Below are 13,468 nucleotides of genomic sequence, written 5' to 3' on the forward strand. Positions count from 1 at the left end.
TACACGGTGATGTTCGTCTATGTAAAGCAGTGCCGGATGTCAGCCGTGAATTGAATGTTTTCTTCAGCACTTGGGCACGCCGGCGATGAATCCCGGGTGTCCGGTGTTCACGTAGGCGTTGGAGATCCAGCGATCCTGGCCGATCCGGTTCCAGACCTTCGTGCGGCCGACCGGGCCCGACTCCGCGGTGCCGGTGGCCTGGCACCAGATCGTCACCTTGGCGCCGTCGGGCAGCGTGCCGACCTTCGCGCGGTCGGAGCCGGCTCCTTTGCGGACGGTGAGCGTGCCGGTGGGCGCCTTGACGGTGCCCTTGCCGATGCCCGTGGCGCCCTTGACGAGCTGCAGGTAGTAGGTCCAGTTCCAGTGCTTCCCGGGATCCGTGTGGTCCGCACCCGGCACCTCGCGATGGGCGACGATGTTCGCGCGGGTCCGCGGGATGCCGTACTTCTCGGTCAGGGTGCGGGTCAGCGCGGCCGACGCACGGTACATCCTGTCGGTGAACCAGGCCGGGTTGTCGATGAAGCCCTCGTGCTCGATGCCGATCGAGCGCGCGTTGTAGTCGCGGTTGCCGGCGTGCCAGCCGATGTCCTTCTCCCGCACCGACTGCGTCACCGCGCCGTCCGAGGAGCGGAACGTGTAGTGGGCGCTGACCTCCGACGCGGGGTTCTTGAACCAGGCCAGGGTCCCGGCGTACGAGCCCTGCGTCACGTGGATGACGACGAAGTCGATCGGGTGGCTCTTCTCGCGGTCCGCGTCGCGGAAGTTGTCGTCGTGCGCCGGCGACCAGGTGGCCGGCTCGTGGTCGGGGCTGCGCGGGCCGGCGCTCCCCCAGCCGGGCACGTCGGCCAGCCGCCCGCGGACCGGCGCCACCGCGCGGGCCGGCACCGTGTCTAAGCCCGCGGCGAGCTGGTCGAAGACCGTGTCGGCGTAGAGCCGGGCGATCGACGCGTCGACCTTGCCGGCGAACCGGGCCACCGACTCGTACCAGAGGTTGACGTCGGCCCGGTCGGCGGCGCGCAGCCCGGCCCGGTCGGCGTGCGCGCGCAGCACCCCGGCGGCGCCGGCGACGTTGTCGGCCGCGGTGGCGCACAGCTCCGCGGTGCTGCGGCCGGTCAGCGCCGCGGCCTCCCGCCGGATGTCGGCCGAGAGCTGCATGACGCCGCACTCGCCGGCCCGCCCAACGGCGCGCTGGTCCAATCTGGACAGCATCCAGCCGAGCGAGAGCAGGACGTCGCGGGGGACGTCGTAGCGGGCGGCGGCCGCCGCGAACGGGTCGGTCGCGCGCTCGCGAGCGCCGGCGGGGCCGGCCAGGGCGACGACCACGGCGGCGGCCAGCGCGACGGCGAGAAAACGCGGACCGACCATCGCCATTCCTTTCAGCACGCGGCGCCTTCGCACGCGACGTCCTGGTGCCGGATAACTGTTTCATGTGGGCACTGCTAGGGTCGCCGTTATGCGGAGAATCGTCGCGCAGCTGTTCATTTCGCTCGACGGCGTCGTCGAGGCGCCCGACCAGTGGCACTTCCCGTATTTCAACGACGAGATGGGCCAGGCGGTCGGCGGGACGCTGGGCGACGCCGACACCTATCTGATCGGCCGCAAGACCTACGACAGCTTCGCCGGGGCGTGGCCCGACCGCGAGCTGGCCGGCGAGGAGGACGCCGAGATGGCGAAGACCCTCGGCGACACCCGCAAGATCGTCGTCTCGCGGCAGCCGCTCGAGTTCACCTGGCGCAACTCGGAGCTCCTCCGCGGCGACCTGGTCGAGGCGGTCACGGCGCTCAAGAACGAGCCCGGCGGCACCATCGGCATGTCGGGCTCGGTCTCGGTCGTCCGCCAACTCCTCGCCGCCGGCCTGCTCGACCAGCTGCACCTGCTGGTGCACCCGATCGTGGTCGGCAAGGGGCTCAAGCTCTTCGGCGACGGCGAGCAGCCGATCCCGCTGACGCTCGACTCGTCCGAGACCTTCCGCACGGGCGTGCTCAACCTGTTCTACAGCCCGGCCAAGGACGCGCCCCAGGGCACCTACGAGGACGCGAAGAAGGCCCTCTAGCCGGTGTCGCGGGGGCCCGGCGGCATCATGGCGGCGCGCGAGCCGGTCTGCAGCGACCAGGTGATCAGGTGGCGGATGCCGAGCACGATGGCCGCCGACAGCGCCCGCAGATAGGTCGGGTCGGCCGCGAGGTGCAGCAGGCCGGCCGCGGCGAGGAAGTCGAGCAGCACCGCCAGCGCGGCCATCGGGCGCCGGGTCGCCGCCAGCGTCGCCGCGCCGACGACGATGCCCATGGCCACGACGACGGCGCTGGCCGCCTCGGTGATCTCGCCCATCGTCACGGCTTCGGGTGCCGTCCGGCGGCGACCTGGCGGCGCTCCTCGTCGATCTCGCGGCGCAGCGTCCAGTTGAGCGCGGTCCGGATCGCCGCGATCGCCGCGAGCTGGCCGATGTCGCTGAACGACGGCGAGATGGCGGTGCGCAGGATGTCGCCGGCGAGCTGGAACTCCAGGCCGAGCGTCAGGAAGCGGCCGAGGTCGAGCCGGACCACCACGAACGCGGCGGTGTCCCGGTCGCGCACCGCGATCCAGAGCAGGCGCACGAAGGCGTAGAGCGCGCCGAGCCCGATGATGATCGCGCCGCCGGCTTCGACGATCGTCACGAGCACGTTGACGGCGTCGCTGACCCGCTCCTCAACGCTCACCCGTCAACCTACTCATCGGCCCGGCGGGTCCCGCCGGCATCCGGCGCGGCTGTCACCCGGTCGGGTGATCTTCACCCGCGCGCGGTACGGGTCACCTCACGGCAGGCTGGGCACCCGACCGTCCTCGGGCAGCAGGACCCGGAACGTCGCGCCGGCGCCGGGCGTGGGGCTCAGCTCCACGCGGCCGCCGTGGCTGGTGACGATGGCGGCCACGATGGACAGTCCGAGCCCGGAGCCCCCGCTGCGCCGGTTGCGGCTCGGGTCGGCCCGGTAGAGCCGCTCGAACACCCGGTCGGCGTGCTCGGGCGGCACGCCCGGCCCGGAGTCGGCCACCTCCAGCACCGCCACCGGGCGGTCCGCCGGCACCTCGCCCACCGCGGCGACCACCGGGTCGGGGGCCTCCCCCGGCCGCCGGCGGCCGACCCGGACCACGACGGCGGCCGGCGCCGCGCTGTGCTGCAGTGCGTTGGCGACCAGGTTCGTGACGACCTGGCGCAGGCCGTGGACGTCTCCGAGCACCGTGACCGCCTCGAACGCGGCGTCGCCACCGGCGAGCGCTTCGAGCGCGACCGGGCGGTCCGGGTGCCGGGCGTGCGCGTCGCTGATCGTGTCGGCGGCGACGGCCAGCAGGTCGACGGGCTGCCGCTCGGGCCGGCGCTGCAGGTCCAGCCGGGCCAGCAGCAGCAGGTCCTCGACGAGCAGCCCCATCCGGGCGGCCTCGGCCTCGATCCGGGCCATCATCTCGTCGAGCCCGGGGCCGGGGACGGCTCCCCCACGCCGGTACAGCTCGGCGAAGCCGCGGATCGACGTCAGCGGCGTACGCAACTCGTGCGACGCGTCCGCGACGAACTGCCGCAGCCGCCGCTCGGAGGTCGTCCGGGCGGACACCTCGGCCTCGATGCGGTCGAGCATCGAGTTGAGCGCGATGCCGAGCCGGCCGGGCTCGGTGTGCGGGTCGACGTCCCGTACCCGGCGGGACAGGTCGCCCGCCGTGATCTCGGCGGAGGTGCGCTCCATCCGGGTCAGCGGCCGCAGCCCCATCCGCACCACCAGCGCGGCGACGGCCGCGAGCAGCGTGAGCACCACGAGCATCACGGCGACGTCGATGGCCAGCAGCATGTCGCCGGTGGCGTCGACGGCCTTGAGGGACACGCCGGAGACGGCCAGGCTGCCGTCGTCGCGGGACACGACGAGCAGCCGCCACGACATGGTGCCGTCCACCGCGCTGACCGTGAACGGCTCGCCCTCGGCCTGTTCCACCAGGTCCGCGTAGGCGGGCAGCTTCGGCGCGGGCGCACCGGTCGTCACGGCCGCCACTGCCGTGCCGCCGTCCGGGGCCACGACCACGAAGGCGCGGTCGACGTCGAGGCGGCCGCGCGGGAACATCGGGTTCGGCGCGGCGACTCCTTCCCAGGACGGCCGCTGGGCGGCCGCCTTGGCCGCGCTGTGGAGTTGCTCGTCGACCCGGTCGGTGAGGTTGCGGCGCAGCAGCGCCAGCCCGATGGCGTTGGCGACCAGGAGGGCCAGCGCGCTCAACGTGGCGACCGCGACGACCAGCCGGGCACGCAGGGTCCAGTGCCGCCAGTGCCGAACCCGCGGCGCCCTCACCCCGGGTCCCGCGGCGACCGCGCCCGGCCCGCGTCGGGGAGCAGGGCATGGCTGTGGGGCTCGTGGTCCACGAGGAGCACCCGGATCGGACGGACTGGCACACCGTATCTCTTACGGAACAACCCTCGGAGGAGCCTGGGAACAGCCTAGGAGGAGCCTGTGACGAGCTCCTGACGATCGATGAGGCCCCGCGGTGAACACCGCCGCGGGCACCCACCCCCACCTGCACCGGGCGGTCGCCGGCAGAGGCGCGGACCAGCCCGCGACAGTCGGCCCGAAGGCCACGCTCGCCACCCGCGCGGCCTCCGAGCGCAACGGTTTCGTGACCCGGGCCCCTCCGGCCCGGTGGGCGGCGACCACATAAGTCCCGGGAATCGCGTCACGACGCATTGGTAACCACCATTGTGGATGGTTGGCGATTCGGACTCCACGCCCGGGCCGGCCGGTTAGCCTGACATAGGTGATCCATTCTGGCTGCCCGGCGGGCAACAAAAAATAGGGCGACACCTCGCGTACGCCGCGGTGCGTACCAAAAAAAGAGCAATTTTCGGGTTTAAAGCCATTGGCCGTAGCCCTATCGGAGGTCACGTGCTTGACTGACGGTGAGAAAGGGCGAATCCGAATATTCAGACATAGCCGTTAGTTACGTGTCTATTCCCCGGTTGGGGCCTTCATCCTGTTGTGGGTCCCAAGGCGCGCTCCTGGCGGTGATGGTCAATCCGCGGATCGCCCAGGTTGCACGCTGTTGGGGGGCTAAAGCTGTGGCTGGGATTCGAGGAATTCTCAGCAGACAGAACATCGTGGTCCAGATGATCGCCGAATTCCTGGGCACGATGATTCTGCTTCTGTTCGGTATCGGCGTGGTCGCACAGGTAACGGCCGGCGGCTCCGGCCTCGGTGACCACGACAGCATCTCGTGGGCGTGGGGTTTTGGTGTCGTGCTCGGTGTCTACACCGCGGCACGCATCTCCGGTGCCCACCTCAACCCCGCCGTCACCATCGCGCTGGCGGCGTTCCGTAAGTTCCCGTGGAAGAGCGTGGTGCCGTACATCTTCGCGCAGGTTCTGGGTGCCTTCGTCGGCGCTCTGCTCGTGCGCTGGGCGTACAACTCGGTGCTGCACAACTTCGACCCGGGGTTGACCGCCAAGTCGCAGGGCGTCTTCTCCACGCTGCCCGGTAACGGAACGCTGCCGGTCAGCCTCTGGGGCGGCTTCCTGGACCAGGTCATCGGCACCGCGATCCTGGTGTTCCTGATCTTCGTGCTGACCGACCGCCTCAACGACCCGCCGCTGTCGAACCTGACCCCGTTCATCGTGGGTCTGGTCGTGGTCGCGATCGGTATGGCGTGGGGCACCAACGCCGGTTACGCCATCAACCCGGCCCGTGACTTCGGGCCTCGACTGGCGTCCTACATCACCGGATACGGCACGGCCTGGCGAGATCAATACAACCAGCTCTATTGGTGGGTGCCCATTGCCGCCCCGATCATCGGTGGTCTCATCGGTGGCCTGATCTACGTCACGCTCATCGGTCGCGTCCTGCCGTTCCTGCAGACGACCGCTCCGCCTCCCGGTCGCGCCGGCGTGGAAGAGGTTCCCGTCGACGCCGTCGGTGGCGGCGAGGGTGGCACGCCGACCGGCGAGTCCGGGCCGATCGAGCGCGGTTCCGGGGGCGCGATCCCCGGCTCCGGCGGACGGGATCCCGGCTCCGGCCGATTCGATCCCGGCACGGGTGAAGGCCCGGGCAGACGAGATCCGGGGGCTGGACCGATCGATCCGGGGCCAGGGCCCAACAGATAGCGACCGGACCCACGAACCCGGAAGGAAACACAGAGATGGCGGATTACGTAGGCGCTATCGACCAAGGCACGACAAGCACACGATTCATGATTTTCGACCACGAGGGGCGCGAGGTTGGGCGCCACCAGCTCGAGCACGAGCAGATCCTGCCGCAGGCCGGCTGGGTCGAGCACGACCCGCTCGAGATCTGGCAGCGTACGCAGGAGGTGATCACCACGGCGATGAGCCGGCAGAACCTGTCGGCCAGTGACCTCGCCGCGGTGGGCATCACCAACCAGCGCGAGACGACGGTCGTGTGGAACCGCCGCACCGGGCGGCCCTACTACAACGCGATCGTCTGGCAGGACACCCGGACGGACCGGATCGCGGCCGCACTCGACCGCGACGGCCGGGGTGACGTGATCAGGCGCAAGGCCGGTCTCCCGCCGGCGACGTACTTCTCCGGCGGGAAGATCCAGTGGATCCTGGAGAACGTCGACGGCGTCCGCGAAGCGGCGGAGAGCGGCGACGCGATCTTCGGAAACACGGACGCCTGGGTCCTGTGGAACCTCACCGGTGGGCGTGACGGCGGACTGCACATCACCGACGTCACGAACGCCAGCCGGACGATGCTGATGAACCTGGAGACGCTCGACTGGGACGACGAGCTGCTCTCGTTCTTCAACATCCCGCGGCAGATGCTGCCGGAGATCCGGCCGTCGTCGGACCCGCATCTCTACGGGATGACCAAGGCCGGCGGCCCGTTCAAGGGCGAGGTGGCGCTGCCCGCGTCGCTCGGCGACCAGCAGGCGGCCACGGTCGGCCAGGTCTGCTTCGCCGTCGGCGAGGCGAAGAACACCTACGGCACGGGTAACTTCCTGTTGCTCAACACCGGAAACGAGGTCGTCCGGTCGAAGGCGGGCCTGATCACCACGGTCTGCTACAAGTTCGGCGACCAGGACCCGGTGTACGCGCTGGAAGGCTCGATCGCGGTGACCGGTTCGGCCGTGCAGTGGCTGCGCGACCAGCTCGGCATCATCCGCAACGCGTCCGAGAGCGAGACCCTGGCGCGCAGCGTCCCGGACAACGGGGGTGTCTACTTCGTACCCGCGTTCTCCGGCCTGTTCGCTCCATATTGGAAGTCCGACGCACGTGGTGCGATCGTCGGCCTGTCGCGGTTCAACACGGCCGGCCACCTCGCCCGCGCGACGCTGGAGTCGATCTGCTACCAGTCCAAGGACGTGGTGGAGGCGGCCCAGAAGGACTCCGGGGTCACGCTCGACATCCTCAAGGTCGACGGCGGCATCACGGCCAACGACCTGGCGATGCAGATGCAGGCCGACGTCCTGGGTGTGCCGGTGAGCCGGCCGGTGGTCGCGGAGACCACCGCGCTGGGTGCCGCGTACGCCGCGGGCCTCGCGGTGAAGTACTGGAACTCCGTCGAGGAGTTGCGGGCCCACTGGCACGAGGACCGGCGCTGGACGCCCGAATGGAGCGACCAGCAGCGGGCCGACGGCTACAAGATGTGGAAGAAAGCGGTCGACCGGACCATGGACTGGCTCGAGGTCGACTGAGGTACCGACCGGGGCGTCGCAGGCGTACGCGCGTGCGGCGCCCCACCCCTTGGAAGGCAGGAGGTTGCCGTGGAGGCCGTGGCCCTTTCCGCAGCACAACGAAGCCGGGCCCTCGCCGGGATGGCCGAACGTGAACTGGACATCCTCGTGGTGGGCGGCGGCGTGGTCGGCGCGGGCTGCGCCCTCGACGCGGTCACCCGTGGCCTGTCGACCGGCCTGGTCGAGGCCCGCGACTGGGCGTCCGGCACGTCCAGCCGGTCCAGCAAGCTGATGCACGGCGGGTTGCGCTACCTGGAGCAGTTCGAGTTCGGCCTGGTGGCCGAGTCGCTGCGGGAGCGCGGCCTGCTGCTGCAACGGATCGCGCCGCACCTGGTGCGTCCGGTGCAGTTCCTCTACCCGCTCAAGCACCGGATCTGGGAGCGCCCGTACGTCGGTAGCGGCCTGATCCTCTACGACACGATGGGAATCACCTCGGGTACGGCCCGGGGCCTCCCGCACCACAAGCACCTCACCCGGCGCGGCGCGCTCAAGGTGGCGCCCGGCCTCAAGAAGACGGCCCTGATCGGTGCGGTGCAGTACTACGACGGCCAGGTCGACGACGCCCGGCACACCATGACGGTGGTACGCACGGCGGCGAGCTACGGCGCGCTGGTGGCCAACCGCGCGCGGGTGCTCGACTACCTGCGCGAGGGCGAGCAGGTCGTGGGTGCGCTGGTCGAGGACCTGATGACCGGCGAGACCCGGGAGGTCCGGGCCAAGCAGGTGATCAACTCGACGGGCGTCTGGACCGACGACACGCAAGCGCTCGCCGACACCCGGGGTGAGTTCCACGTCCACACGTCGAAGGGCGTGCACTTCACCGTGCCGCGGGACCGGATCCAGCTCGACACGGGCCTGATCCTGCGTACGGAGAAGAGCGTGCTGTTCGTCATCCCGTGGGGCCGGCACTGGCTGATCGGCACGACCGACACCGACTGGGAGCTCGACAAGGCCCGGCCGGCGGCCACCTCGACGGACATCGAGTACCTGCTCGACCACGTCAACTCGGTGCTCGTCTCACCGTTGACACAGGCCGACATCGAGGGTGTCTACGTCGGACTCCGGCCGCTGGTGGCCGGCACCGCCGAGTCGAGCGCCAAGCTGTCCCGGGACCACTCGGTGGCGAGCCCGGTGCCCGGCATGGTGGTCGTGGCGGGCGGCAAGTACACGACCTACCGCAAGATGGCCGAGGACACCGTCAACGCGGCCGTGCGGGGGCTCGACCAGGAGAACGTGCCCGACTCGGTGACCCGGGACATCCCGCTGCTCGGCGCCGACGGCTACCGGGCACTGTGGAACCAGCGGCACGACCTGGCCGAGGACTGGGGCCTGCACGTGCACCGGATCGAGCACCTGCTCAACCGGTACGGCTCGCTGATCTTCGAGCTGCTGCGGATGATCGCGAAGGACCCGGGTCTGGCCGAGCCGCTGCCCGGCGCCGACGACTACCTGCGGGTCGAGGCGGTCTACGGCGCGAGCCACGAGGGCGCGCTGCATCTCGACGACGTGTTGTCGCGGCGCACAAGGGCGTACTTCGAGACGTTCTCCCGTGGTGTGCAGGCGGCACCGGACGCGGCGCGGCTGATGGGCTCGGTGCTGGGCTGGACCGACGTCGACGTCGACCGGGAGGTGGCCGCGTACGACCAGGCCATCGAGGCCGACCGCAAGGCGCAGGAGGCGACCGACGACGCGGCCGCCGACGCCGCCCGCCTGGTGGCGGTGGACCTGGGCTGAGAGCTCCGCTCGGGAAGGGGATCCGGGGGCCGGGTCCCCTTCCACTTTCCCGACAAGCTGTATAGTACAGCTATGTCCTCCGCCAGTCCCTTCACACAGCCGCGCGCCGTCTGGGCCGTCGCGTTCGCCTGCGTCGTGTCGTTCATGGGCATCGGCCTCGTCGACCCGATCCTGCCCGCGCTCGCCGACGACCTGCACGCGACGCCGAGCCAGGTCTCCCTGCTGTTCACCAGCTATCTCGTGGTGACGGCCGTCGCGATGCTGGTGGTCGGCGCGGTCGCCAGCCGGATCGGCGCCAAGCGCACCCTCGTCGTCGGCCTGGTGATCATCGTGGTGTTCGCCGCGCTGGCCGGTGCCTCCGACTCGATCGGCGGGATCGTCGGCTTCCGGGCCGGCTGGGGACTGGGCAACGCCCTGTTCATCGCGACCAGCCTCGCGGTCATCGTCGCGTCGGCGAGCGGCGGCTTCGCGGGTGCGATCATCCTGTACGAGACGGCGCTGGGTCTCGGCATCGCGGTCGGCCCGCTGCTCGGCGGGGAGCTCGGCAGCATCAGCTGGAAGGGCCCGTTCTTCGGCGTCTCGGCGCTCATGTTCATCGCCCTGGTCGCGACCGTCGCGTTCGTGCCGTCGATGCCGAAGCCGGCGCGGCCGACCTCGCTGTCGGCGCCGCTGCGCGCCCTGCGCCACCGCGGGTTGCTCGTCATGGGCCTAACCGCGCTGCTCTACAACTGGGGCTTCTTCACGATGCTCGGGTACGCGCCGTACCCGATGGAACTCGACGCCCACCACCTCGGCCTGGTCTTCACGGGTTGGGGTCTGCTCGTGGCGCTGTTCAGCGTGTTCTTCGCGCCACGCTTGCAGGCCCGGTTCGGCACGGCGAAGGTGCTCTACGTCAACCTGGCGGCGCTCGGCGTGGTGATGGCGGTGATCGCGGCGGGCGTGTCGACGCCGACGACGGTGATCGTCGCCGTGATCGTCAGCGGCGCGTTCATCGGCATCAACAACACGCTGACCACGCAGGCGGTCATGCTGGTCTCGCCGGTGGAACGCTCGGTCGCGTCGTCGGCGTACGGCTTCGTCCGCTTCATCGGCGGCGGCCTGGCCCCGTTCGCGGCGGGCAAGCTGGCGGACGCGTTCTCGCTCTCGGTCCCCTTCTACCTGGGCGGCGTGACCTTCGTGCTGGCCATCTTCGTGCTGGCCACGGGCCACAAGCTGCTGGGCGAGGCGGAGCGGGACCTGGCCACGCCCGCCGCCCACCCGGAGCCGGCAGTCACCCCGACCGCGGATCTGCCGGCCTAGACTGCGGCGGTGAGGATCGGGGTGCTCGGCGCCGCGCGGATCGCGCCGGCCGCGTTGGTGCGCGCGGCATCCGCCGTCGACGGTGTCGAGGTGGCCGCCGTCGCGGCACGTTCGCGCGAGCGGGCCGCGCGGTTCGCGCGCCGGCACCGCATTCCGACCGTGCACGGCTCGTACGAGGAGCTGGTCGACGATCCCAGCCTCGACGCCGTCTATGTGCCGTTGCCCAACGGGCTGCACGCGCGGTGGACGCTGGCCGCCATCGCGGCCGGGAAGCACGTGCTCTGCGAGAAACCGTTCACCAGCAACGCCGCCCAGGCGATCGCGGTGCGGGACGCGGCCGCCGGCACCGGGCTCGTGGTGATGGAGGCGTTCCACTACCGCTACCACCCGCTCGCGCGGCGGATGGCCGGAGTCGTGCGGGAGGGTGAGCTCGGCGCGATCGAGCGGGTCGAGACCTCGATGTGCTTCCCGCTCCCCCGCTTCGGCGACATCCGTTACCAGTACGACCTGGCCGGCGGCGCGCTGATGGACGCCGGCTGCTACGCCGCGCACTGCCTGCGGATGCTCAGCCCCGGCGAGCCCACCGTCACGGCGGCCGAGGCGCTGACGCTGCGCCGCGACCGGCGGATCGACCGCGCGATGACGGCCGACCTCGCGCTGCCCGGCGGGGGCACGGGCCGGATCGAGGCGTCCATGTGGTCGTCGACGCTGCTGCGGATCCGGGCGCGCGTGGTCGGCACCCGCGGCACGATGTCGGTGTTCAACTACGCCACGCCGCAGCTCCCGTCGCGCTTCACGCTCACCGTCGACGGGCGGCGGCGCCAGGAGCGGTTCGGCGGCGAACCGACCTATGTGCACCAGCTCCGCGCGTTCGTCGCCGCGGTCGGTGGGAAGCGGACCAACCTCACGCCGCCCGACGACTCGGTGGCGACGATGTCGCTGATCGACGCGGTCTACGAGGCCGCCGGGCTGCCCCTGCGCCCCTGAGCGGCCCGGTGCGCCGCGACGCGTACCCGGCTGGCGCAGGTCGCCGAGCAGAACCTGCGGGCCGGCCCGGATCCGGTACGCAGCAACGCGTCCCGGCAGTCGTCGGCGGCACAGCGGCGCAGGACGTCGGCGCCGTGCTCGGCGACCAGCAGCGCGAGACCCATCGCGCCGGACGCCGCGAGCCAGCCACCCCAGGAGGCGCCGGGCGCGTCGACGTGCAGATGCAGGGGTACGCCGCCGTGCGCCACCAGTCGCGGCCGGGCGCTGCCGGCGAGCAGCGTGTTGAGCCGCTCGGCCAGCGCCTGCTCGTCCGGTGCCGCGTCGAAGACACCGGTGAACGCGTCCCGGGCGGCCAGGGCGTCCCGCAGGTCGCCGGCGTCGACGTCGACGGGCTCGGGCTCGTCGTGGGCGCGCAGCAGCGCCGCGAGGTCGGCCGGCGTGGCCAGCAGGTCGCCGTGCCGCCGGCCGGGGGCGGTGTTGGCGAGCGCCGCCGCGAGGGCCGCCCAGCGCGAGTATCCGAACATGGCTGTTACGGTACTCGGCATGCAACCCGTTACAGCGCCGGCCCGCCTGCTGCTGGCCGCGACGGGATCCCGCCTGGCCGACGACGCGGCGGGTGTGGCGGTGGCGCTGCTGGTGGTCGCCCGCACCGGCGACCCGGGCCTGGCCGGCCTGGTGGTCGCGGCGTTCGCCCTGCCGACGCTGGTCACCGGCCCGGTGCTCGGCGCCCTGCTGGACCGGTTGGCCCGGCCGCGGCCGCTGTTCCTGGCCAACCAGGTCGCGCTCGCCGGTTCGCTGACCGGCATCCTCGTCCTCGCCGGGCGGGCGCCGGGTGCGGCCCTCGTGGCGCTGGGCCTGGTGGCGGGCCTGACCGCGCCGATCCTCACCGGCGGCTACAGCGCGCTGGTCCCCCGCACCGCGCCGGACGCGCTGCCCCGCGCGAACGCGCTCGACGCGGCCAGCTACGAGGTGGCGGGCCTCGGCGGGCCGGCGCTCGTCGCGGTGGCCGCCGGCCTGGCCGGCGCGGGCCCGGCGCTCGCCGCGGTCGCGGGCATCGCCGCCGCCGGCCTGGTCCTCGTCGCCGCGGCACCCATGCCCGGCCCTGTCGTGGTGCGGCGCGTGCCGCTGCCGACCGCGCTGCGGGACGGGATCGGCCTGCTCCGGCGGGTGCCCGCGTTGCGGGCGACGACGCTGGCGACCACCGTCGGCTACGCCGCACAGGGTCTGCTGCCGGTCACCTTCCCGCTGCTGGCTGTCCAGTTCGGACACCCGGCGGCGCACGGGGCGTGGTTCCTGACGGCGATGAGCGCCGGCTCGCTCGCGGGTGCCCTCGCCTCGGCGCGGTTGCTGTCGCGGTTCCGTCCGCTCGCGGTGCTCGTCGCCGCCCTGACGGTGCTCGGCGGCGCGTTCGCGACGATCGCGGCCGCACCGGGCTTCACACCGGCCGTGGCGGCGGCGACCCTCGGCGGTGCCGCGACGGGCCCGATGCTCGCGGCGACGCTGGCGGTCCGCCAGGAGTCGGTCCCGGTCGACCGCTACGGCCAGGTGGTGGCGACGGCCGCGAGCCTGAAGGTGGGCTCCTTCGCCCTGGGCGCGGCCGCGACGGGCCCGGTGACCGCCGCCCTCCCGCCCCGCGGCGTCCTGCTGACGGTCGGCTGCGTACAACTCGCCGCGCTGCTCTTCCTCGTCCCGGTCCTGCGCGGGGTTCGGCGGGCGGCTCCGGACAGGCTGCCGTCGGTGGGCTGATCCGGGC

12 protein-coding genes and 1 pseudogene are annotated in these 13,468 nt (G+C 71.9%); 8 read left to right on the forward strand and 5 right to left on the reverse strand.

The genetic code is table 11. From position 1 onward, the window contains the following. Positions 1–63: 63 nt before the first annotated feature. On the reverse strand, positions 64–1,365 hold the full coding sequence (locus tag Asi02nite_RS17440; protein ID WP_203714161.1) for an N-acetylmuramoyl-L-alanine amidase: 1,302 nt from the start codon (positions 1,363–1,365) through the stop codon (positions 64–66). Positions 1,366–1,453: 88 nt separating this feature from the next. Here Asi02nite_RS17440 and Asi02nite_RS17445 point away from each other — a divergent pair, with 88 nt between their 5' ends. Beyond that, a complete protein-coding gene (locus Asi02nite_RS17445; RefSeq protein WP_203714162.1) occupies positions 1,454–2,053 on the forward strand; it encodes a dihydrofolate reductase family protein in 600 nt (199 codons plus the stop codon). Here the strand turns inward: Asi02nite_RS17445 and Asi02nite_RS17450 are convergent. The 3 genes from Asi02nite_RS17450 to Asi02nite_RS17460 form a co-directional block, all read right to left on the reverse strand. Beyond that, on the reverse strand, positions 2,050–2,328 hold the full coding sequence (locus tag Asi02nite_RS17450) for a hypothetical protein (RefSeq protein ID WP_203714163.1): 279 nt from the start codon (positions 2,326–2,328) through the stop codon (positions 2,050–2,052). The genes Asi02nite_RS17445 and Asi02nite_RS17450 overlap by 4 nt on opposite strands. Positions 2,329–2,330: 2 nt before the next feature. Further along, positions 2,331–2,696, reverse strand: coding sequence for a DUF1622 domain-containing protein (locus tag Asi02nite_RS17455; RefSeq protein WP_203714164.1), 366 nt, complete (start codon positions 2,694–2,696; stop codon positions 2,331–2,333). 96 nt (positions 2,697–2,792) lie between these two features. Then, positions 2,793–4,304, reverse strand: coding sequence for a sensor histidine kinase (locus Asi02nite_RS17460; RefSeq protein ID WP_203714166.1), 1,512 nt, complete (start codon positions 4,302–4,304; stop codon positions 2,793–2,795). Positions 4,305–4,497: 193 nt separating this feature from the next. On the opposite strand from Asi02nite_RS17460, the gene Asi02nite_RS17465 reads away from it, so the two are divergent. The 6 genes and pseudogenes from Asi02nite_RS17465 (at position 4,498) to Asi02nite_RS17490 (ending at position 11,715) form a co-directional block, all read left to right on the forward strand. Further along, positions 4,498–4,668 (forward strand): hypothetical protein, encoded by a 171-nt coding sequence (locus Asi02nite_RS17465; protein ID WP_203714167.1) that lies wholly within the window; start codon positions 4,498–4,500, stop codon positions 4,666–4,668. Between the two features lie 415 nt (positions 4,669–5,083). Further along, positions 5,084–5,893: pseudogene (locus Asi02nite_RS17470) on the forward strand (MIP/aquaporin family protein); the annotation flags it as partial. 245 nt (positions 5,894–6,138) lie between these two features. Beyond that, positions 6,139–7,656: a glycerol kinase GlpK gene (glpK, locus tag Asi02nite_RS17475; RefSeq protein WP_203714174.1), complete on the forward strand. Its 1,518-nt coding sequence runs from the start codon at positions 6,139–6,141 to the stop codon at positions 7,654–7,656. Between the two features lie 69 nt (positions 7,657–7,725). After that, entirely contained in the window at positions 7,726–9,429 is a 1,704-nt protein-coding gene (locus tag Asi02nite_RS17480) for a glycerol-3-phosphate dehydrogenase/oxidase (RefSeq protein ID WP_203714178.1), read from the forward strand. A 72-nt stretch (positions 9,430–9,501) separates the two neighbouring features. Then, entirely contained in the window at positions 9,502–10,728 is a 1,227-nt protein-coding gene (locus Asi02nite_RS17485; protein WP_203714179.1) for an MFS transporter, read from the forward strand. Between the two features lie 9 nt (positions 10,729–10,737). After that, on the forward strand, positions 10,738–11,715 hold the full coding sequence (locus Asi02nite_RS17490; protein WP_203714181.1) for a Gfo/Idh/MocA family protein: 978 nt from the start codon (positions 10,738–10,740) through the stop codon (positions 11,713–11,715). Here Asi02nite_RS17490 and Asi02nite_RS17495 read toward each other — a convergent pair. Continuing rightward, on the reverse strand, positions 11,682–12,239 hold the full coding sequence (locus Asi02nite_RS17495; RefSeq protein ID WP_203714182.1) for a CGNR zinc finger domain-containing protein: 558 nt from the start codon (positions 12,237–12,239) through the stop codon (positions 11,682–11,684). The two genes, Asi02nite_RS17490 and Asi02nite_RS17495, sit on opposite strands and share 34 nt — an antisense overlap. A gap of 19 nt (positions 12,240–12,258) precedes the next feature. Between Asi02nite_RS17495 and Asi02nite_RS17500 the strand changes: the two genes are divergently transcribed. Beyond that, positions 12,259–13,461, forward strand: coding sequence for an MFS transporter (locus tag Asi02nite_RS17500; RefSeq protein ID WP_203714183.1), 1,203 nt, complete (start codon positions 12,259–12,261; stop codon positions 13,459–13,461). Positions 13,462–13,468 lie beyond the last annotated feature (7 nt).

Source organism: Asanoa siamensis, assembly GCF_016862555.1.
GTDB lineage: Bacteria > Actinomycetota > Actinomycetes > Mycobacteriales > Micromonosporaceae > Asanoa > Asanoa siamensis.